The sequence below is a fragment of the Exiguobacterium sp. QJM3NY_9 genome, assembly GCF_056173545.1.
In genome coordinates, this window is sequence record NZ_CM149679.1 from 2,656,236 (window position 1) to 2,676,644 (window position 20,409).

Below are 20,409 nucleotides of genomic sequence, written 5' to 3' on the forward strand. Positions count from 1 at the left end.
CACTGATGGATTCACCCTATATAACAGGTCAGCTAGATGGATTGTTCGAAAATGTCTGACGGGGGCGACCGATTCCTTCATATTGGACCGCTCCAGGTGCCGTTGCGTACTGCCAACAGTTCCGCCCATCGATCAAACGGGCTGTCTGCATCTGTTTTTCGAAGACACGTGGCTCAATCTGTTTGATTTCGTCCCACTCCGTCATGATGACGGCGACGTCCGCTCCCGCTAACGCCTCTTCGATTGTCATCTTTTGGTCGAGCAAGGTCGTCGCTGCCGGATCATATCCCGTTACGTCAGCACCGACCTGAAGGAGACGCTCTGCCAAACGTAAGGCGGGAGCGTCCCGCAAATCGTCCGTTCCCGGTTTGAAGGCGAGACCAAGCAAGGCGACTTTCAGCCCGGGCTTCGCTTTTATTTTCTCAAAAACGTATGTGAGCTGGTCCTCATTCGTCCGGTCCGCCCCCTTGATGACGTGGAGGCTGGTACCATGTCTCTTCGCGAGTGTCGTCAACGCCGCGATGTCTTTCGGGAAACATGACCCCCCGTAGCCGGCACCTGCTCGGAGGAAGGCGGGACCAATCCGTGGATCAAGACCAATCCCGTGGGCGATGTCGTCGACGTTCGCCCCGACCTGGTCGGCAAGCCGGGCGATTTCATTGATGAAGCTGATTTTGACGGCCAGGAAACTATTCGCCGCGTATTTCGTCAATTCTGCTGTCGTCGGATCGACATGAACGACCGGTGCGTCCGTCGTCTTGAGTAATTCCTCGAGCCGGGGCGCAAGTAGCGCGTCACGCGTCCCGATGACAATCCGGCTCGGTTGACGCATATCAGCGAGCGCCGTTCCTTCCCGCAAAAATTCCGGGACCATCGCGAAGCGGAGGGACGGATACTCCGCACTTAACCGCTCCGTCGTCCCGGGAGGAACGGTCGATTTCAGGACGACCGATGCGCCGGGACTGATCGATTCAATCAACCGGACGACGGCTTCGACGGCTGAAAGATCGCAACTGCCGTCTGCCCGTTCCGGTGTACCGACGGCGACGAGGTAGAGGTCCGAGACGGGGTACTCCGTCGTGAAGGTCAATCGACTTTGATTTTTTTCGAGTGCCTCGTCTATCCCTTGCTCCGTAATCGGCGCGATACCGCGTCTAAGCTGTTCCATCCGTTCTTTATTTAAATCGACACATGTCACTTCATGTCCCGCGTCCGCTAGTCCAATCGCTGTCACAAGACCGACATAACCGGTCCCAATCACCGTTAGATGCATACAATCACTTCCTTCGTTAGTTTCTCTGTCTTCACTATACGGGAGGACGAAAGATTTGTGCATCGAAAAAGCTTTTCGAATACGCTATACTAGTCATGGGAATGGGAGGAATGTCCGTGGCGATTATCATCTTTTGCCTCGTCTGTCTCTTCGCATATCGTATCCGGAAGCTTCCTGAAGCGATCCGGACGATCTTACTCATCCTCGGGTTATTCAGTGGATGGTTCGCGCTGTTTGAGATCATCAGTTATCTAGAAGCCAATCCGTATCTAGCCGCGATTCCGATCACACTCGGACTCGGGTATTGGTACTGGCGCCGTAAGAAAAAACAAAAAACCATCACACCGCCATCGTCCTCATGATGGACTAGCCTGCCGGCAAAGCTCACGAGCTCGTGAACTTTGTCTTTTTTTCGTCAAAAAAAGACTACCTCATGTGCAAAAGGTAGTCTTTCCTGCTTATAAACCGTTCGCTTTATGCTCGAGCGCGGCGATTTTTTCGTCAACATCCAGCAACTTCAGTTCATGTTCAAGCTCAAGGCGACGTTTTTTACGTTTGAGCTGACTGATTTGTTCAGCAATTGATTCAGCCGTCGCTTCCTGTTTCGGTGGCACCGTCTCGCTTTGCGTCTGATCCATCGATTGACGGAGTGGGTCGAACAAGTTCGATTTCGCGAACTTCGCCGCTTCCGGACCAAACATGTCATTGATGATCGGGAGGATTTTATTCATCGCCGTCCCCGGGATTTGTGACTTTTCATCGACCAGTCGTTTCAGCGCCAGTTCATCGACCAAGTAACCTTTTCCGTCCTGTTCCGCATGCAGTTCGCCTGTCCGGATCCAGCGACGGACCGTCTCTTCCGATACACGTAACAATTCACTGATCTGTTTCGTCGTTAACATCCTCATCCCTCTTTCTGTTCATTTGATACTACAACTATACACACATGTGTGCGTGTGTGTCAATCGATGCACACACAAGAAACCCTCCCGGACGGACTCACTCCAGGAGGGTTTTTGTCAGCCGCGGCGGACGATCAACCAAAGTCCGACGACGGCAAGTCCGACGCCTGTCGCAGCAAACGGGAACGGGTCGTCTTCCCCTGCCTGCGGTAAGATAGGAACGGCCGGCTTTTGCTCCTGCCGCGGTTCCGGTGGCGTCTTCACGGGAACGGGTTTTACTTGCTTGACTTGAATCAACGCCACGACGAGTCCCGTTCCTTGCCGGTTTTGTGTCATATCGATCGGATCGTTGAGCGGGACGCGCTTATGTGTCGCCTTGAAGCCGGCGTCAGCAGTCGTCGCTTGCATCATCGCCTGTCCTGCCTCCGGGTCAGGGAATGTCACTTCGTAGACCGCTTTGACCGCATAGCCAGCCGGTGGTTCGACTGTTAAGCGATAGAAACCTAACGGCAGTTCTACCATCCGTGCTTTTTGCCCCGCCCGTGCGTATTCCTGCGTCGTCCGGCCGGTCGCCGTATCGGTCAACGTATAGGTCGCTTGGAGCGACTGCTCATTTTTTGACGGGACGGTGTCGTGATCCGCATCAAAAAAGTTCGTCACCGTCATGAAATGTGCCTCGGTGCTCCCATCCTCGCCCGCGATCAAACCGGCATCCCGTTGGAGACGGCGGTCCGTGACCGTCAAGGTCGTCACGCCATCTTGATTGACATCTGAATCCTTCATCCGGTCCGCCCCCGCGCCTTTAGGCGTGAACGTCTGGAGCCCGATGTCATAGCCATCGATTTTGAGCGTGTATGTACCGGGTTTGACATCTTGAAACACGTACTGCCCTTCATGTGTGATGTCCATCCCGACGACGTCCTGCCGGGCATTCAATAAGAAGACACTCACATCGTTCAACCGGGATTCCGTGTCTTGCCGGACGCCGTCGACGTTCTCGTCATACCAGACCGTCCCCTCGACCGTTCCTGTCGCCTTGCGTTGTTCGATCTTCGTTTCCGTGACGGCAGGTGGTGTCGGTTCCGGTCGTCCCTCGTCTTCCAGGTTGACGTCCGCGTCCGCCGGCGCGTCCCCTGCCGGTTCTGCCGGTGTCCGCAAATCGAAGACGACTGATTTTCCGCTTGCTGCTTCCGTGACGACGATCCGGGGCGGTTGATTCGCCTTCACCGTCACGCTTGGCGTCGATTGGATGTCGAGCGCTTGACCGGTCACGTCCCCTTCATACGTCAGCGTCTCGTCTGACGTGATGTCAATGATCCCTTGTCCCGTGAACTGTAAGGTATACGGGTCTGCTCCGCTGATTGTCACGTCCCACCCTTCGTCCGCCCGGACCGGGTGCAGCCACCCGCCCATCAGACTTAGCAGGAGCAGTACTATCCCAATTTTTCTCATTATGTATTGTCCAACTCCATTTCTTAAAAAGCACTATCTAAATTTTAAACAATTACACTAAAATAAACCAGTTAATGTTGCATTCAACAACCGTTTGAATGAACCGATATTAAGAGGAGAAACTCTACTAACTTCGGAAGGTCGCGATTTATGATGAAACCCTTACTGTACCCTCTCCTTGCAGCAACGCTGTTACTCCCTGTTTCGACGGTCGACGCCGCGTCACCTCCTACAGCGCACAAGCTCCCGACGATTTCATCGAAAACGAAAGCCGGACAACTCAAAGGAACGTTCGACCGGACGGGTCTGTCCGCCTGGTACTTTGATTCCAGCGCCTATACGAAAAGTGCGACACACATCGAGTTCGACACGACCCGCTCGTTCGACGCTTCCGTCTTTTCGACATACGCTGATTTCGTCAACGGACAAACCTATCCACGGTACGATCAAATCTTAAACAATGCCCTGATTTTCCCACTCAGTTGGAACAAGCGCCAATACCTCGTCCTGCAGGGGACACCCGGAAAAACATTTACCGTGCCGATCCACTTGCGGACGTTAGCCCCCCTCCTGCCGATGAAATCAAGCACAAGTCAGGCCGCAGCAAAAAGCTTGATCGTCAAGACGAAGCGTGGGGGCAGTCTGAAACAATCCTTATTCAAGACGCTCGGCGTCACGTCGCGTGCTTTACTTGCTGACGAACTCCAACTCGAACGGCTGACCTTCGCTACGCCGAAACAGGCGCAACGTGCCAAGGACCGGCTCCTTGCATCGTCCGCGATCGCCTTCGTCGAATACGATCAGACCGTCCATAGCTCGGGTGACGTCTTCAAGAAATACCAATGGTCGCTCGATAACACAGGACAACGTCAAGGTAAAATCGGAGCCGACATCGGCTTTTCGGCGATGCAGAAATTCATCCAATCAAAACCGTTGAAGACGACACTCGTCGCCGTCATCGATACGGGCGTCAATGCATCCTATGCCGACTTTTCCGGTCGCGTCCGGACCGATCTCGGATACGATTTCGTCCGTAAGACCAAATATGTCCTCGATGAACAAGGCCACGGGACACACGTCGCAGGCATCATCGCCGCGACCGGCAACAACACCTACGGCATGACGGGCATCAATCCGAAAGCTTCAATCATCCCGATCAGAGTGCTCGACGGCAACGGTGAAGGAACGACTTCGAACCTCGTCCGTGGCATCCTTCATGCCGTCAAGAGTGGTGCCAAGGTCATCAATCTCAGTCTCGGCATGCCGTCGTCTTCAAAAGCGCTCGAAGATGCCATCACTTATGCCCATAAGAAAAACGTCATCATCGTTGCTGCTTCTGGAAACGAAGCAAAACGTACGCTCGCGTACCCGTCCCGTTCGAAATATGTCATCTCGGTCGGGGCAACCGACCGCCGTGATGTCCGTGCCTCCTTTTCGAACTATGGCACAGGACTTGACCTTGTCGCACCGGGCGTCGAGATTCCAAGTTACATCGGTGACGGCGAGTTAGCATTCGCGAGTGGAACCTCGATGGCAACTCCACACGTCGCAGCTGTCGCGAGTTTGTTAGTTAGCTTAAAACCGACGCTAAGCGCGACCGAGGTCGAGCGTCTCCTGAAGCTGTCCGCAAAAGATCTTGGTCAGAAAGGCTACGACACCATTTACGGTTACGGTCGATTGGACGCCGCCCGTGCCATCCAAGCCGTCAAATGAAAAAAAGGTTGACTCGTAAGTCAGACTACAATCAATCCTAGTCTCCTTTTCTCGCAAGAATCGAGGGTGACCGCTCCACACCCTATGCGCAAAAACGCCGATGATTCCGTTTATCATACGGATTCATCGGCGTTTTCTATATCAATTCTTCTCGGTCCTGACGTCCTGATGCGTAGCTAAGACATACATGAAAAAATGAAAAGGAGAGCCACTCGTTAGAGGCGATCGAGACCAAGGGAAGCAACTAAAAGGGAAGAATCTTGGATTAACCGCTATCACTTTGTCTACAAGACCAAAGCAGGTCGTCTCTTTAAAAAATAAGAGACGTCCTGCTTTTTTAGCGGACGATTTCAAGCGGAATCTCAATGCCACGCCCAGCTCCCGCATCAATAATCAGCACAGGGAGTCGTTCTTCATCAAAGATATCCTCTTCAATCGTCGTATCTGCCGTATAGGTCCGAACTTCGCCCATCTTCTTCGCTTCGAACGAGACGAACGGGAACGGAATCGATTGATTGGCGACATCGAGTCGGATATCGACTTGTTGATCGTCAAGACGAATGTCATTCGCCGTTCGAATCGTCAAGCGCATCCGGTCCTTTTCCGTCAAGGAGACTTGAGCGGAAATGTTTTCCGTTTGTCCGGCACGTTTGACAGGATCAATGAAGACCGTCGGGGAAGCCGTCTTCACCACGTCAGCACGCTGACAACCCGGAATGATGAGTAAGGATATAGCAAGGGGGATCAACCAGCGTTTCATCAGAAGGTCACTTAATCGCGAAAGTTAGTTCAGCAGTACAGGCGACTTCCCCATCGACCGTAGCTGTAGCACGCCCTTTACCGATCGGTCCACGCAGTTTCGTCAATTCGACTTCCAGTCGGAGCTGATCACCGGGTACGACTTGACGTTTGAAACGGCAATTTTCAATACCTGCGAAAAATGCGAGTTTCCCTTGGTTTTGTTCCATTTTTAGTACAGCGAATGCACCGACTTGCGCTAACGCCTCGACGATCAGTACGCCAGGCATGACGTTGTAATCCGGAAAATGGCCATTGAAGAATTCTTCATTCGCCGTGACGTTCTTGATGCCGACCGCTCGTTTACCTTCCTCGACTTCAAGAATCCGGTCAACGAGTAAAAACGGGTAACGGTGCGGAATCACTTCTTTTATCTGTTCAATCGTATACATATCTACAGCTCCAATCACTGATTAATCTAAGCTTTCATCCAAAAATCGGTGATGCGGGTCCACGTATCGAGCTTCAATACATCCATCGCTTCGCCACCACCAAACGTCGCGTACCCAACCATCGCGCCTACGACGAGTGCAATCGCGACGAGAACCAATACGATCAATAGTCGTACAAGAATCGGTACTCGACGAGAAGAATACTCACGAAGACGTTTACGCTGCTTCTGCTCCGGGTTTTCTTGATGTTCCTGATTCGGCTCTTTTTGATGCCGCTTCAGACGTTCACGTGTCGGTTGACCCGTTCCTGCTTGGTTTTGTACCATCTTGATCACCTTTCATTGAGTCAGTCTAAAGAACAGTATAGCATATTAGTACCTGGTATTAAATAATTCCGATTTAGCTACAAGTTTGCTCTTTTTCCAAGTGTAACATGAGGAATCAAACAACATATAAAAAAATTTCGCATTGTGTATATAAGGAAAGAAAAAACACTTTCCCATATTTTTCGATATTCTTTCACAAATTTTAAATCCAATTCATCCCCTTGTGCGTAAGCTACACAGAACGGCAAACAGAACGACTACTGAAACGCATCAAAATTACGTTTTAAGATTTCTTCAACTTTTTTAAATCCAAATGCCTCACTCCTTCGTAGGCTCTTCAGAAGGATGAAACAGAAACTACCAAAACCACTAAAAACTGAGAGGAATGATTACAGATGAAACACACTAAAAAATTCGCAGCATCAGCAATGGCAGCAGCACTCGTATTACCAGGAACGGCGGCGTTCGCATCAGGCGGTTCAGACGACATGATGCATGAGGACAAAGCAAAAAACGTCACGGTCAAAACAAAAGCAGCAGATCTTCGTGCGACACTCGACCAATTACTTTCTGAGCACTTCGTGCTTGCTGTCATGGACATGAAAAAACAATATGACGGTTCAAAAGATGCTGAGTATTATGAAGCAGCACTCAAACAGAACGCACTCGACATGACACCGGCAATCGCTTCAGTCTATGGCGACGAAGGCGCGAAACAATTCGAAAAAATCTTCGTCGACCACAACAAATACACAACGGACCTCGTCAAAGCCGTCAAAGCGGATGACCAGGAAGGCATCAACGCTTCGAAAGCCGAGACAGAAGAATTCGTCCAGGATCTCTCGACATTCCTCGACGCTGCGACAGAAGGCGAACTTCCGAAGGAAGCAGCTGAAGAAGTCCTTCGTGCTCACGAAGCGGACGTCTACAAAACATTCCAAGAGTATGCAGCAGGCGACTACGAAGGATCGTACAACACGTTCCGTGAAGGATACAGCCGCATGTATGACATCTCGAAAGCACTCTCAGTCGCCATCACAACACAGATGCCTGAGAAATTCGATAACTCGAAAGCTGATACGAAAGCCGCTGACCTCCGGTCAACACTCAACAGCCTCGCTGCTGAACACGTCGCTCTTGCGAACCTCAGCATGACGGCAGGCGTCGATCAAGCGAAAGACTACGATGCTGCAAACTGGGCGGAAGACATGCACACAGCTGACTTCAAAGCCGCGATCAAATCGATCTACGGTCAAGCCGGTGCGGATCAGTTCGAGCAAGTCTGGACGAAAAACCACATCGAAGCACAAGCGAACCTTGTCACAGCAGCCATCAACGATGATAAAAAAATGATGGGTGACGCACAAGACATGCTCAAAATGTTCACGAACGACTTCGGTGCGTTCCTCGGAGCAGCAACGGAAGAAAACCTTCCGACGAAAGCAGCAACTGAAGCGGTCGCTGGCCATGAAACATATGTCCAAGACACGTTCATGCAGTACACGGAAGGCGACTACAAAGGATCAGTCGACACGTTCCGCGAGTCATATGCTTACATGTACGGTGTCGGTGAAAACCTCGGTAACGCGATCGTCATGCAATCTCCTGAGAAATTCATGGACGGTACACCAGGTTCAATGCCGAACACAGGTAACGGCGGCATGAGCGACACAAGCAACAACGCAACAACAGGTGCACTTGCACTCTTCGGTCTTGCACTCGGTGCAGCTGGAATCGTCGTGGCACGTAAACGTCAAAACGCATAAGAATTCGGGTATACTAAAAAGGATAGCGCCCTCGGCACTATCCTTTTTCTTACATAGAGAGGTCTTCCTCTCGGAAAGGAGTGACGTGTTTTGAAAAAATGGTTATTACCGATCAGTATCGTCCTGATGCTCGCTTCAGTCGGCACACTGATTTTCTTATTATTCGGAAACACGAACGACACAGAAACGAACATCACGCAAGGTACGGCTGATTCACAATCCGCGGCTTCTTCCGAGACGAAGGAGGATCCACTCAAGCCATCCGAAATCTTTAAAAAAGAATTTAAGTCCCTCTCAACCAATGAAGTCGAACTCCCGAAGACGTTGACGATCGACGCACTCGACGTCAAAACGAACATCGAACAAGTCGGTCTCGATAAAAAAGGGGCGATGGGGACACCCAAAGATGAACAACAGGTCGGATGGTATAAATTCGGACCACGACCAGGGGACGTCGGCAATGCCGTCATCGACGGACATACAGATACGAAAACCGGTCCTGCCGTCTTTTACAAGCTGCATGAACTTAAAAAAGGTGACGCCATCAAAATCAAAGATGAGTCTGGACGCCTGCTCGTCTTCCGTGTCAAGAAACTCGTCGAGTACGATCACCTCGATGCCCCACTCGAAAAAATCTTCGGTGCTGCCGACACCCGTAACTTAAACTTAATTACGTGTATTGGTACGTACGACCAAAATGCAGGGACGTACGACAACCGGCTCGTTGTGTTCACCGAGCTTGATGAGAAAGCATCTGATCCCGTCAACACACCACCAAAATCAGCAACGAATGTCCGCATCAGTGGTGGCTTCGTGAACTGGTATGCCTCAAAAGACGATGAAGTCGTGACTTATAACATCTATCAAGAACAAGATGGGAAACGGAAAAAACTCGGTTCAACGGAATCGATTGAACGGAAAGCGTTCCCGCTTCCGGAAGATGCGACAGGTCGCTTCATCATTACGGCCGTCAATAAAGCAGGCATCGAGTCACCAGAAGCGTTTAGTGTCACGCAAAAATAAGCACAGCAAAAAGATCTTACGTTCAAATCGAGCGTAAGATATTTTTAGTCTGCTTTTTCGTTCAGAGCAATCCGTAATTGTTTGTCACCAGACGCCGTCGTATATTATTTTACAAGAAGGTGAACATCATGTTGATAAACAAGGCTTACAAATTCAGAATATACCCGACAAAAGAGCAGGAAATCCTGATCGCGAAGACCATTGGTTGTTCGCGCTTCGTCTTCAACTACTTCATAGCGAAGTGGGATGAGATGTATAAAGCGACAGGTAAAGAACTGTCTTACGGTTCTTGTTCGAAAGAAATCCCGATGCTGAAGCAAGAGTTCGATTGGCTGAAAGAAGTCGATAGCACATCTGTGCAAACGAGCGTCAAATACCTGACCGATGCGTATGATCGCTTCTTCAAGAAGCAGAACGAACGACCGCGATGTAAACGCAGGACTGAACCTCAAACAAGAAGCTGAACGCCTCTTAGCTTCTTCAACCGTCGGGACGACAGGGTAGCCTGATCAATTTTCGATCGTTAGGTCGGATCACCCAGGAATCCTCCACCTCTAAGTGAAGCGTAGGTGGAGGTAGTTCAACTCTTCCATTCCTTACTGATGACATATCAAAAAATCCCCGAGCAAACACTCAGGGAAAGACCATCTCTATTCATTAATAGGTGATATGTTGTTTACTCCATTTGATGGACTCTTTAAATTGTCTGATTAAATCTTCTCCTGGAACTGTCAAAAAGTAAGCTAATCCATCAACTTTTTCTGACATTTGCTGAATCACGAGTCCATCTTCAATCAACTCTTGAAGTTGCTCTAAAATCTGACCGTGTGACTGATCGATTCGCTGTTCAATCTCACCAATCGTCAGCGCCCCATCCCGTAAAATGTAGATGACGCTCGACTTTAGGCTGTTCTCGAAGTTATGCTGAAACTTTTGCAGGGCTAATAAATCGGCTTGTTCTTCTGTTTGACGTTGATCCATCTGTCACTACCCCTTTCCTAACACATCAGACTGCTTCTTTAGTATGAAGGAACGACGTTAATAATTCAAAAAGTCATTCTTTTTTTGTGATGATGGTATCGAACGTCTTTTCCTCATCCGTGATGACCATCTTCTTTTGTGTCCGGAGATGGTAGAGACGTTGCAAGTTAAGAATGATGACTTTCATGACGGCATAAAACGGAACCCCGAGTAGGACCCCGAAGAAGCCGGCGATGTTCCCTGCGACAAGCAGGACGATGATGATCGTCAACGGGTGAACATCAAGCGTCCTTCCTTGAACGAGTGGTGACATGATGTGCGAATCGATTTGTTGCGCGACCGTCATGACAATGATGGCATAGATTGCAAGAATCGGATCCTGGATAAAACCGACGATCAAGGCCGGTATGACACCGATGACTGGTCCAAGAAACGGAATGATGTTCGTCAATGTCGCAAACATCGCTAACAAAATCGCATAGTCGATGCCGATGAAGAGGTATCCGATGTAGGCGATGACACCAACACCGATACTGACGATGACCTGCCCCCGGATATAGCTCATGATCGTTTCATGGACATCTTCCAAGATTTTTTTCGTTTCTTTATGAAATTCAAACGGCATCATGTTAACCAAATTGCCTTTTAGCTTATGACCGTCTAACAACATATAAATCAACATGATCGGAATGATGATGATCGTGATGACGGTCGTCGTGATTAAGCTGACGAACCCACCGACCCCTGCCCCGACATTTTTTAAGAACGATGACGCATATTCGGAGAGATTCGTCGAGAATTTATCGAACAAGTCGTCCGGTCCCCCGACGAAGCGAGAAAAGATGCTGCTGTTTTCAAGCTGACTCCGAACTTCGACGAGTTGGCGCTGAAATTCCGTCGCGAGGTTCGGAATCGAATTGACGAACTCACTGATTTGTTTCGATAAGGATGGACCGAAGATAAATCCAAGTGTCGTCATGATTCCAATCAATCCGAACAAGACGACCATCACTGCGGGACGCCGACTCATCTTCTTCTCAAGCATCTCGACGATCGGCAAAAGGACGTAATAGAGAATCCCCGCGATTGCAAGCGGCGGGACGACCATTTGCCCGAGTATGGCGAGTGGACGAAATAAAAAGGTCACGTGATTGCCGACCCAGACGATGACGAGTAGCGTCATGACCCACCAGGCGCCACGATACCACTTGTTTTCAAACATTTTTTGCATTCTGTCACTTCCTCATACGTAATAATGATAGCTTTCACTCAGTTAGTTTTCCTTTATCTGACCGCTTCTAATCCTCCTGCAAAAAAATAAGCTGGACCGTCATCTAAATATAATATTTATTTTACATCTTTGCGTGTTAAAATTTGATGACTGCTAACAAGCAGAGTAAAATTTACATATGTCTTCACGCATTTACGTACATATACAAAAGAATATGGAGGATTCGAACGTGAAATGGATTAATCAAAAGATTGGTCGCCAATTGATGTTTGCTTTTTACGCGGTCTTTATCGCACTCAGCATCACATCCGCTATCGTCTATACGTATACTGAACAAAAAATCAGTCAAACCGATGCGACATTCGATGACTTACGTGAACGAAGAACGAATGCGAACGCGTTGGCATACGAATGGTCCGCTGCACAGAGCAATGTAAAATCATACCTCTTGTTTGGAACCCCTGAAATGCTCAATGCCGTCAAAACGAATCAAGATGAAATTAACCGCTTGACGACCTGGTTCGAGCAAAACGCCATCTATACACAAGGCGATCAATATGCAACTGCGACGAGAAACTTATATGACGATTATTTCGGTACTGCCGTCCCCTTGTTACGTCAATACGTGGAACAAAAACAGGAAGGCTCGGTCGACGAGCAGTTCGTTGATCCGAAAACGCTCGCTTCGCTTTCGAACGGGAGCGAATTATTCAATTCTGACGGAACGCTAAAAGGCTCAAACAGTCAAATTGACGGTGAAGCCGATACGGCTGGAATCGAAGCCTTGCTGACAAACTATTTAAACCTCATTCAGACTGAAGAAGATGAAGCAAAGGCCAGCTTGCTTAATGAAATGCGCATCGCCCAGTTCATTTGGCTGTCAAACCTGCTTGTCCTCGTCATCATTCTTGTCTTACTCGTCCGCCCATTCATCAACCGGGTGACGAAACAAATTAATTCGTTGTCTCGGGACAGTGCACAACTCGCAAGTGGTGAAGACGTCAAAGAACTTCCCTTACCGAGACGACGCGATGAATTACACACGTTAACCGCGTCCTTCAATCAAATGGCAGCATCGATTGCGGATAATAAAGTCCATATGCTGGCGAAGAATGAAGAGTTGCAAGCACAACAAGAGGAACTCGTTGCGCAGCAGGAAGAGTTGCAGGCGCAGCAGGAAGAACTCGAAGAAGCACTCGAAATCACCCTGCAAAGCGAACAACATCTAAAATATCGTAATGAACTGACGGAGACGCTCGCATCCCGTGAAACATTGACGGCGTATCCGGAAATCATCGAGAAGCTCGTCTCAATCACCCACTCGGAAATCGGAGCCTTGCTGTTCCTCGATCAACACGATGTCCGCTCGACGATTGAATACGGGATGACCCCTGATATGGTCGAACAACTGATCCACGAAGATCAATCGTTGTTCCACCGGGCGCGTGTCTTAAAACGTCCGGTGCACTCGTCTAAACAGGTCGCACACGAAAGTCCGCTTCCGTATCCGTACTACATGTATGAAGTCGCCGTGCCGATCCTTGATCCGAATGAAGAAAAAATCATCGCCTGCATCTATCTCGTCCGGTACCGTGACGCCTTCACGCCGGAGCAGATGAGCGATATCCTTTCCTTCTCGCACCAGCTCTCACTTTCGTTGATGCGGATGGGGATTTACGAAAAAATGATTCATGAAAAGAACAAAACCGGACAATTGTTGAACTCGATCCGGGAAGCCGTCGTCTACATCGAACATGAATCAGATGAACTGCTCGTCAACGAACCGTTGATGAAGCTGTTCCCGGAAATTCAGACGGAACATCAGGATGAAAGTAATCTTTCCTCTTTCCGTCAAGCGATGTCCGCCTTGTCTTCCATCATCGATGAAGCAGAACCGTTCGAACAATACATCGAACAAATCGTCGAGCAGAACTTGCCGAAGGATAGTCTCGTCGTCTCGATTCGCGCGCGCAGTGCCTATATCCAAATTTACGCCGAGAAGATTCAAATCAATAACGTTTGGGTCGGAACGATGCTCGTCTTACGGGATGTCACGAAAGAAACGGAGTCGGACCGGATGAAAGAAGAGTTCGTCTCGACCGTCTCGCACGAACTTCGGACTCCGCTCTCATCAATTTACGGTTTCACGGAATTGATGCTCAACAAATCATTTGAAGAAGAACGTCAGCTAAAGTACTTGCAGACGATTCATTCGGAAACAGGTCGCCTGACGACCCTCGTCAACGACTTCCTCGACGTCCAGCGTATGGAATCGAGTGAGCAACGTTATCAGATGTCGACGTTCGACATCGTCGAACTCGCAAATGACGTGACCGACTTCTATGGTGCCTCGCACACGACACATACGTTAGCGTTCGCAGGTAACGGACCGATCATGATTGACGCCGATAGCGAAAAGATTAAACAGCTCTTAAACAACCTACTCAGTAACGCCATCAAGTATTCTCCTGACGGCGGAACGGTTTCAATCGAAGTCCAAAATCAGGATGGTTTCGCTGAAATCAAGATTCGCGACGAAGGAATGGGCATCCCGCAAGAAGCGATGTCGAAGTTGTTCGATAAGTTTTACCGAGTCGACAACTCAGAGACACGCAAAATCGGTGGAACGGGTCTCGGTCTATCGATTTGTAAGGAAATCGTCAAACACCATAACGGAACGATTGATGTTGAATCGACCGTCGGTGTCGGCTCGACCTTTACGATTCGTTTTCCGGTCGCTGTCATTTCCACCATCTTGACGTACGAAACTGAATGAGTCTTTACCCCGTGTCCACTAAGGCGCGGGGTTTTTTTTTGCTCGGTCCCGTGTTCAGGTTCCGTCAAGGACGGGTGAAACGCGGGCTTCCAGTAAGAAGAACGCCGCTTACGTCGCGTTTAACATAAGGTTCTAAAAGGGAATAGCTAAAGCGACTCTACACATACAGGAGGAATCAGACAGATGCAACTTGGTTGGATAGGATTAGGTCATATGGGTATCCCAATGGCGTTACGTCTTCGCCGCGCCGGACACCCGTTACACGTCTATAATCGAACAGAAAGTAAGACAGCACCGCTCGTCGCGGAAGGGGCAACGTCGCTACGCTCACCACGCGAACTGGTCGAACAGTCGGACATCATCTTCATCATGCTCGCAGACGGAAAAGCGATCGATCATGTCCTTCACGAAACAGACGGGCTGCTCGCAAGCGACTTGACGGACAAAATCGTCGTCAACTTGAGTACGATTTCGTCCGAGGAATCAACACAGGCAGCGCAACTTATCGAACGCGCCGGTGCCGCCTATCTCGAGTCTCCCGTCTCTGGTTCAGTCGGTGTCGCAGAAGCCGGCCAGCTCGTCATGCTCGTCGGTGGTGACAAACAGACACTTGCGACATGCCGGCCGTATCTCGGTGTTCTCGGTAAAGAAAGTATCCATTTCGGTGACCACGGAACAGGCAGCTCAGCAAAACTTGCAATCAATCTCCTGCTCGGCATCGTCGGTGAAGGACTTGCTGAAACGTTCCTGCTCGGAGAAGCGGCCGGGCTCGACAAAGAAAAACTCATCCAGATGATTTCTTTGTCCGGCATGAATACACCACTCTTCCAAGGCAAACAGGACATGTACCGAACAGAAGAGTTCCCCCCTGCTTTCCCGCTTCGGTTGATGGCGAAGGATTTGGGGTTGATCACGGACGCCGCGAAACGGTACACGTTACGTTTACCGCTGGCAGAAGCAGCACATGAACAGTATGAACAGGCGAACACGGGAGACCAAGCCGATTTAGATATGGCAGCGGTCTACCTGAGCTTAAAAAAATGACTCCATCAGAAAGCCGCGCCTTCCGGATTCCGGAAGGCGCGGCTTTTAGCAGATGCGTTATTTGAGTGATGTGACGATTCCCATCATCTGATCGGTCGTCATCAAAGCTTTCGAATTAAACTGATAGGCGCGTTGAATTTGCGTCAAGTTCGTCATTTCCGTCCCCATGTCGACGTTCGAGGACTCGAGCGTCCCGACCGTCAACGGGTTCCCTTGAGCATTTTGATATTGCCCGGTCGCCGTATAGAGTCCACCGCCGACATCCGTCAACTCGCCATGGTTCGGAATATCCGCGACACCGATGCGGGCAAGGACACGACGTTCTCCGTTAAGGACACCTGTGATATTGCCATCTTTGTTCAGCTCAATCGCCGTCGCATTTTCCGGTAAGGTGATGGCATCGTTCGCTTGATTGATGACGGAGCGTCCCGCATCATCCGTCAACAACATCTGTCCGTTGCCTTGCGGTGATAACTCAAAGTTGCCGTCCCGCGTGAATTTCGTCACACCGTCTGCATCGATGACACCAAAGAAGTGATGCGGATTACCGAGTGCCGCATCCAAATTCCGTCCGGTCGTTTGAAAAGCACCGACGGTAAAACGTGTCGCTTCGTTCGCGACATACCCACCGACACCAAGACGAAGATCAACCGGCGTCGTCAAAGGACCTGTTTCCAAGCCGCCCGGTGTGTTGCTGATGTTGCGGACGAGTAACTCATTGAACTGTGCATCACGACGCTTGTAGCCGTTCGTGTTCGCATTCGCGAGATTATGCCCGGTCGTATCGAGTTGTTTTTGTAATTGAGCCATCGTACTGGCTGATGTATAAAGTGATTGCATGACTTCCTCCTCCGATTAACGAACGCGACCGATTTCAGAAACGGCTTTTTCAGCCGTCCGGTCGTAAGCTTGAATGACTTTTTGATTGGCTTCGAACTGACGAAGTCCACTGTTCATCTCAGCCATCGTCTGCTCGATTTCGACGTTCCCGAGTTCGAGCACGCCTTGGTCGACTTTGACGTCTCCCGCCGCAAGTGCTGCCGGAGAGCGGAATAAACCGTTGCCTGTCCGCTCGAGTGTTTCCGGTTGATCCGTTACGACAAGTCCAAGGTTTCCGATTGCTTGTCCGTTTCCGTCCGTCACCGCTCCGTCTGCGCTGACAACGAAGTCTTCATTGACGACGTTCAGCGCCTGACCGTTTGCATCAAGGACGAGATCATTTTCTGTCGTCCGGAGCAAACCATCCTGCCCGACAGCAAATTGACCGTTCGTCGTGTAAAGCGTCTCTTCCCCACCTGTCAGCGGATCCGTATGTAAGACGGTAAAGAGGGCGGACCCGTCCCGTGAACTGATTTGGAGATCCGTCGCGTTGCCCGTTTCCGTAATCGAACCGAGGGCAAAGTTCGGCGTCGCTGCCTGCATGAAGACACCTGTCGCGAGCGTGCCGACCGTCCCTCTTGATTGAATTCCCGTTCGTTCATTGACGCCTGATTGTTGAATCATCATCTCCGGAAACGTCCGGAGCGATGCTTGATCGGCGCGGAAGCCAGGCGTCCGCGCATTGGCCAGGTTGTTACTTAACATTTCTTGTTGCCGCTGTAACGCCTGCATCGCACCAGACGCCGTGTACATTCCTCGTAACATATGTTTTTGTCTCCTCATTGACTCAATGTTCAATTCTCTTATGTTTAGTATATCGGTCAGGTTCTGTTGAATTATGAGTTTTTTTCAAAAAAAGGTAATGAGAACAATAGTTGAACCGAAAGTCCTAGCTCTTGATTGAAATATTCTGGAGTAATAAATTCCAAAAATTGCTATAATGAACTATATACATTTTAATCGAGGTGACGAGATGCCGTTCTTCAAAAAGAAACTTTCAGAAGCGCCCCTGCAAGGATCACTGGATTTTAAAGAACTGACAGACCCGACCTACTTTTTAGAAAATCATCCCGATGCCGTTTACACCTTGAACTTAGCTGGAGAAATCGTTTCATTTAATCAAAAATTCGCTTTCCTGCTCGGCTATGAAGGAACGACACTCGCGAATCAACCAATCCAGTCCTTCCTTCGTCCGAGTGAAGCCGAGCGCATCGCCCCCTTTAAACAGCGTGCCCTGCACGGGGAGACCGTTCATTTCACAGCAGAAGTCCGTCATAAGGATGGGCGCCGCTTGACAATGACCGTGACGAACATCCCGATCTACCAAAACCACATCATCATCGGTCTGTACGGAATCGCCCGTGACATTTCGCAACATGTCGCGTTACGAAAACAACTGCTTCGATTAGCCCAGCAAGAACAGTTGACGGAAGTGACGACACCGATTGCCTTTCTCGATTATCTTCCGGCATCAGACGAGTGGTCGTTCTCGAAAAACTTCACGTCACTCTTGTCGATTTCGAGCCACCGCTTGGCGTCGATGGACGAAGCGGACTTCCTCGGCGAGATTCATCCGGACGACCGTAGCCTCTTTCAAGAACACGTGGCACAGTTAACGACGCCGTCCAACGTCAGCCTCACTTTACGGATGAATCAACAGGAACAGTATCAGCGGGTCGTCCGCTGTGATGCCTTATCGTCACGGACTGACGATCATCTCTGCATCAGCATGATGTTTCATGACACTGCGACGACGCGTGAGACTCCTCCCGCCGATTCGCAAGACTCACTGACGAATTTTTTAGCGACTGTCGAAACAATCGTTTACCAACACAGTGAAGCCAATCAAGCGTTGACGTTCCTCGCCGTCGGCTTTTTGCAGCAATACCCGGAACATTTGCGCCGGCTCGAACTCGATCCCGCCTACTGGAAAGAACTGCTTCATCCGGACGACCGGGACCGGATAAAAGCTGCACGGGAAGGACTGCAACAAGGAGAAACCGTCCGGCTGACTTACCGGCTGAAATTAGAGGACGAATGGCGCTGGCTCGAAGAGATTCGTCTTCCTTTAAAGGATTCGAACACTCAGGTCTTCACCGGCTATCAAGGTGTCGTCACGGACATCACGCTCGTCAAGCAGCAACAAGAGGATATCTTCCGCTTATCGCGGCATCACGCGACAACGGGGTTGCCGAACCGGATTGCCCTGCTTGAAAAAATGGAGGACTTGCTTGAAAACCGGCTTCCTTTTTCCATCTTCGCGATCGACTTCAACCAATTCCATAAAATCAATACACAACTCGGATATGAGATTGGCCAACGCTGGCTGCTTGATACACGTGATGCGTTGACGGAACGCTTGCCGAACGTCTATTGCAGTCAGCTTGAAGGCGATTACTATATCGCCTTAATCGAGCAACCGTTCGATGAGCTCCAGTTGAAGAAACGTTCGCTCCATGTGCTTGAACTCGCGACGCAACGCTTCTCAATCGAGGCGTATGCCCTGATTCCAGAACTCGCCATCGGAATCAGTCACAGTCAGGACAAAAAGACTTCAGCGGCCGAACTCCTGCAGGTTGCGAATACGGCCTTGACCCGCGCCCGCGCTAAGACAAGTCCCGCCTATGAATTGTATACGTCACAGCTTGACCTTGAAATTTACCGCCGCCACCAACTCGAACAAGGTTTACGGTATGCGATCGGACAGGACGAACTGTTTCTCGAATATCAACCGAAAGTCGATATCTGGAGCGGACAGCTCTTGGCCTTCGAGGCATTGATTCGTTGGGATCATCCGGAGTGGGGACGGATTCCCCCGCAAGATTTCATTCCGCTCGCAGAAGAAGGACGATTTTATCTCGCGATTGGCGACTGGGTCCTCGAGACCGTTTGCCGGACACTACAGGACTTGAGTACGTCGGGTTTCCCCGTCGTCCCGATTTCAATCAATCTGTCGGCGAAGCGACTGTTGCACGGCAACTTCGTCGAAACCGTCAAAACGTGTTTGAAACGCCATAGTGTCCAGGCCCGCTTCCTGCAGTTCGAGCTACCTGAAAATGTCCTGCTCGAGAACAATGAGTTCGTCAAGGAAACACTTACGCACCTGCATCGTCTCGGCATTCGCCTCACACTCGATCGTTACGGCAGCAGTGCTACTTCCTTAGCTTGTCTGCGCGACTATCCGATTACGACGTTAAAGCTGGATCGTTCGTTCGTCGCTCAACTCGAGGAAGCGGATCAGTCGACAGCGCTTCTTAAAACCATCATCTACTTTGCGAAGGAACTCGAACTGACCGTCGTCGCTGAGGGCGTCGAAACACTCCATCAACTCGATTTGTTCCGAGATTTCGAGTGTCATGCCGTCCAAGGTTACCTGTTCAGCCGACCCGTCAGTGCGTCCGAACTTGTGAACGTATTGCGGCTCGGTGTTCTTTCACCGATTGAATCTTTGAAAGCCTCACCGAAACAACAATTGCCGTCCGTCCATGCCCAGGTCACGATCACCCGCCTGAACGGCAAGGCCGTCAATGTCGGTGCTTCGCCAATCCTCATCACGCGGAGTACGAACCGGTCCGTCCATTTTTATGCATCGATCCGCTTGCCCGTCGATCACCAAATCGAGCTGTCGTTACGATTGAAGGATGTCGATCATCCACGGACGATCATCGAACCGCTTGCGATCACGGAACTCGACAATGGACTGTTCCATTATTCTGCCGACTATAAAGTACGTGCCCAGTCCATCCTTTTAATGAAGGCACTCGAACACTCGGAGCAACAAAAACTCGATGACTTCTTTTCGTTGACATGAAAAAAAACGCCTCCCGGTTACTGACCGGAGAGGCGTTCCGTG

17 protein-coding genes and 1 pseudogene are annotated in these 20,409 nt (G+C 50.1%); 8 read left to right on the forward strand and 10 right to left on the reverse strand.

The genetic code is table 11. The features are described from left to right. Window positions 1–28 precede the first annotated feature (28 nt). Window positions 29–1,273, reverse strand: a complete 1,245-nt coding sequence (locus AC0VYQ_RS13475; RefSeq protein ID WP_475403788.1) for a UDP-glucose dehydrogenase family protein — start codon at window positions 1,271–1,273, stop codon at window positions 29–31. Window positions 1,274–1,383: 110 nt separating this feature from the next. Here AC0VYQ_RS13475 and AC0VYQ_RS13480 point away from each other — a divergent pair, with 110 nt between their 5' ends. Beyond that, window positions 1,384–1,635 (forward strand): hypothetical protein, encoded by a 252-nt coding sequence (locus AC0VYQ_RS13480; RefSeq protein ID WP_251132663.1) that lies wholly within the window; start codon window positions 1,384–1,386, stop codon window positions 1,633–1,635. A gap of 96 nt (window positions 1,636–1,731) precedes the next feature. Here AC0VYQ_RS13480 and AC0VYQ_RS13485 read toward each other — a convergent pair whose 3' ends face one another. Both AC0VYQ_RS13485 and AC0VYQ_RS13490 read right to left on the reverse strand, forming a co-directional pair. After that, the gene (locus tag AC0VYQ_RS13485) at window positions 1,732–2,175 is read right to left on the reverse strand and encodes a helix-turn-helix domain-containing protein (protein ID WP_029331705.1); all 444 of its coding nucleotides are present in this window, start codon (window positions 2,173–2,175) and stop codon (window positions 1,732–1,734) included. Between the two features lie 117 nt (window positions 2,176–2,292). After that, window positions 2,293–3,627 (reverse strand): SdrD B-like domain-containing protein, encoded by a 1,335-nt coding sequence (locus tag AC0VYQ_RS13490; protein ID WP_475403789.1) that lies wholly within the window; start codon window positions 3,625–3,627, stop codon window positions 2,293–2,295. A 150-nt stretch (window positions 3,628–3,777) separates the two neighbouring features. On the opposite strand from AC0VYQ_RS13490, the gene AC0VYQ_RS13495 reads away from it, so the two are divergent. Next, window positions 3,778–5,340 (forward strand): S8 family peptidase, encoded by a 1,563-nt coding sequence (locus AC0VYQ_RS13495; protein ID WP_475403790.1) that lies wholly within the window; start codon window positions 3,778–3,780, stop codon window positions 5,338–5,340. A gap of 337 nt (window positions 5,341–5,677) precedes the next feature. Here the strand turns inward: AC0VYQ_RS13495 and AC0VYQ_RS13500 are convergent, their stop codons facing one another. Genes AC0VYQ_RS13500 through AC0VYQ_RS13510 form a run of 3 tightly spaced genes read right to left on the reverse strand, consistent with a single transcriptional unit; the run spans window position 5,678 to window position 6,856 of the window. Then, on the reverse strand, window positions 5,678–6,100 hold the full coding sequence (locus AC0VYQ_RS13500; RefSeq protein WP_088837943.1) for a hypothetical protein: 423 nt from the start codon (window positions 6,098–6,100) through the stop codon (window positions 5,678–5,680). Window positions 6,101–6,107: 7 nt separating this feature from the next. After that, on the reverse strand, window positions 6,108–6,530 hold the full coding sequence (gene fabZ, locus AC0VYQ_RS13505) for a 3-hydroxyacyl-ACP dehydratase FabZ (RefSeq protein WP_012371522.1): 423 nt from the start codon (window positions 6,528–6,530) through the stop codon (window positions 6,108–6,110). A 26-nt stretch (window positions 6,531–6,556) separates the two neighbouring features. Further along, window positions 6,557–6,856: a DNA-directed RNA polymerase subunit beta gene (locus AC0VYQ_RS13510; protein ID WP_214766939.1), complete on the reverse strand. Its 300-nt coding sequence runs from the start codon at window positions 6,854–6,856 to the stop codon at window positions 6,557–6,559. A 395-nt stretch (window positions 6,857–7,251) separates the two neighbouring features. On the opposite strand from AC0VYQ_RS13510, the gene AC0VYQ_RS13515 reads away from it, so the two are divergent. The 3 genes and pseudogenes from AC0VYQ_RS13515 to AC0VYQ_RS13525 all read left to right on the forward strand — a co-directional run. After that, on the forward strand, window positions 7,252–8,622 hold the full coding sequence (locus AC0VYQ_RS13515; RefSeq protein WP_475403791.1) for a copper amine oxidase: 1,371 nt from the start codon (window positions 7,252–7,254) through the stop codon (window positions 8,620–8,622). A 90-nt stretch (window positions 8,623–8,712) separates the two neighbouring features. After that, complete coding sequence (locus AC0VYQ_RS13520; RefSeq protein WP_475403792.1) at window positions 8,713–9,645, forward strand: class F sortase; 933 nt, start codon at window positions 8,713–8,715, stop codon at window positions 9,643–9,645. 128 nt (window positions 9,646–9,773) lie between these two features. Next, window positions 9,774–10,094 (forward strand): annotated as a pseudogene (locus tag AC0VYQ_RS13525) (helix-turn-helix domain-containing protein); the annotation flags it as partial. A gap of 208 nt (window positions 10,095–10,302) precedes the next feature. Here AC0VYQ_RS13525 and AC0VYQ_RS13530 read toward each other — a convergent pair. Together AC0VYQ_RS13530 and AC0VYQ_RS13535 are read right to left on the reverse strand one after the other, a co-directional pair. Further along, on the reverse strand, window positions 10,303–10,626 hold the full coding sequence (locus tag AC0VYQ_RS13530) for a winged helix-turn-helix transcriptional regulator (protein WP_475403793.1): 324 nt from the start codon (window positions 10,624–10,626) through the stop codon (window positions 10,303–10,305). A 73-nt stretch (window positions 10,627–10,699) separates the two neighbouring features. Next, complete coding sequence (locus AC0VYQ_RS13535; RefSeq protein ID WP_475403794.1) at window positions 10,700–11,857, reverse strand: AI-2E family transporter; 1,158 nt, start codon at window positions 11,855–11,857, stop codon at window positions 10,700–10,702. Between the two features lie 229 nt (window positions 11,858–12,086). Between AC0VYQ_RS13535 and AC0VYQ_RS13540 the strand changes: the two genes are divergently transcribed. Next, window positions 12,087–14,633, forward strand: coding sequence for an ATP-binding protein (locus AC0VYQ_RS13540; protein ID WP_475403795.1), 2,547 nt, complete (start codon window positions 12,087–12,089; stop codon window positions 14,631–14,633). A 183-nt stretch (window positions 14,634–14,816) separates the two neighbouring features. Then, a complete protein-coding gene (locus tag AC0VYQ_RS13545) occupies window positions 14,817–15,677 on the forward strand; it encodes an NAD(P)-dependent oxidoreductase (protein ID WP_475403796.1) in 861 nt (286 codons plus the stop codon). A gap of 57 nt (window positions 15,678–15,734) precedes the next feature. Here AC0VYQ_RS13545 and AC0VYQ_RS13550 read toward each other — a convergent pair whose 3' ends face one another. Then, a complete protein-coding gene (locus tag AC0VYQ_RS13550) occupies window positions 15,735–16,517 on the reverse strand; it encodes a flagellar hook-basal body protein (RefSeq protein ID WP_159173323.1) in 783 nt (260 codons plus the stop codon). Between the two features lie 15 nt (window positions 16,518–16,532). Continuing rightward, entirely contained in the window at window positions 16,533–17,321 is a 789-nt protein-coding gene (locus AC0VYQ_RS13555; protein ID WP_029331728.1) for a flagellar hook-basal body protein, read from the reverse strand. A gap of 208 nt (window positions 17,322–17,529) precedes the next feature. On the opposite strand from AC0VYQ_RS13555, the gene AC0VYQ_RS13560 reads away from it, so the two are divergent. Then, a complete protein-coding gene (locus AC0VYQ_RS13560; protein WP_475403797.1) occupies window positions 17,530–20,367 on the forward strand; it encodes a sensor domain-containing protein in 2,838 nt (945 codons plus the stop codon). Window positions 20,368–20,409 lie beyond the last annotated feature (42 nt).

Coding starts and splice junctions, on each gene's coding strand:
- AC0VYQ_RS13475 (WP_475403788.1), bottom strand. CDS start 1,273: ATGCATCTAACGGTGATTGGGACCGGTTATGTCGGTCTTGTGACAGCG.
- AC0VYQ_RS13560 (WP_475403797.1), top strand. CDS start 17,530: ATGCCGTTCTTCAAAAAGAAACTTTCAGAAGCGCCCCTGCAAGGATCA.
- AC0VYQ_RS13480 (WP_251132663.1), top strand. CDS start 1,384: ATGTCCGTGGCGATTATCATCTTTTGCCTCGTCTGTCTCTTCGCATAT.
- AC0VYQ_RS13545 (WP_475403796.1), top strand. CDS start 14,817: ATGCAACTTGGTTGGATAGGATTAGGTCATATGGGTATCCCAATGGCG.
- AC0VYQ_RS13495 (WP_475403790.1), top strand. CDS start 3,778: ATGATGAAACCCTTACTGTACCCTCTCCTTGCAGCAACGCTGTTACTC.
- AC0VYQ_RS13485 (WP_029331705.1), bottom strand. CDS start 2,175: ATGTTAACGACGAAACAGATCAGTGAATTGTTACGTGTATCGGAAGAG.
- AC0VYQ_RS13530 (WP_475403793.1), bottom strand. CDS start 10,626: ATGGATCAACGTCAAACAGAAGAACAAGCCGATTTATTAGCCCTGCAA.
- AC0VYQ_RS13555 (WP_029331728.1), bottom strand. CDS start 17,321: ATGTTACGAGGAATGTACACGGCGTCTGGTGCGATGCAGGCGTTACAG.
- AC0VYQ_RS13550 (WP_159173323.1), bottom strand. CDS start 16,517: ATGCAATCACTTTATACATCAGCCAGTACGATGGCTCAATTACAAAAA.
- AC0VYQ_RS13535 (WP_475403794.1), bottom strand. CDS start 11,857: ATGCAAAAAATGTTTGAAAACAAGTGGTATCGTGGCGCCTGGTGGGTC.
- AC0VYQ_RS13500 (WP_088837943.1), bottom strand. CDS start 6,100: ATGAAACGCTGGTTGATCCCCCTTGCTATATCCTTACTCATCATTCCG.
- AC0VYQ_RS13515 (WP_475403791.1), top strand. CDS start 7,252: ATGAAACACACTAAAAAATTCGCAGCATCAGCAATGGCAGCAGCACTC.
- fabZ (WP_012371522.1), bottom strand. CDS start 6,530: ATGTATACGATTGAACAGATAAAAGAAGTGATTCCGCACCGTTACCCG.
- AC0VYQ_RS13510 (WP_214766939.1), bottom strand. CDS start 6,856: ATGGTACAAAACCAAGCAGGAACGGGTCAACCGACACGTGAACGTCTG.
- AC0VYQ_RS13490 (WP_475403789.1), bottom strand. CDS start 3,627: ATGAGAAAAATTGGGATAGTACTGCTCCTGCTAAGTCTGATGGGCGGG.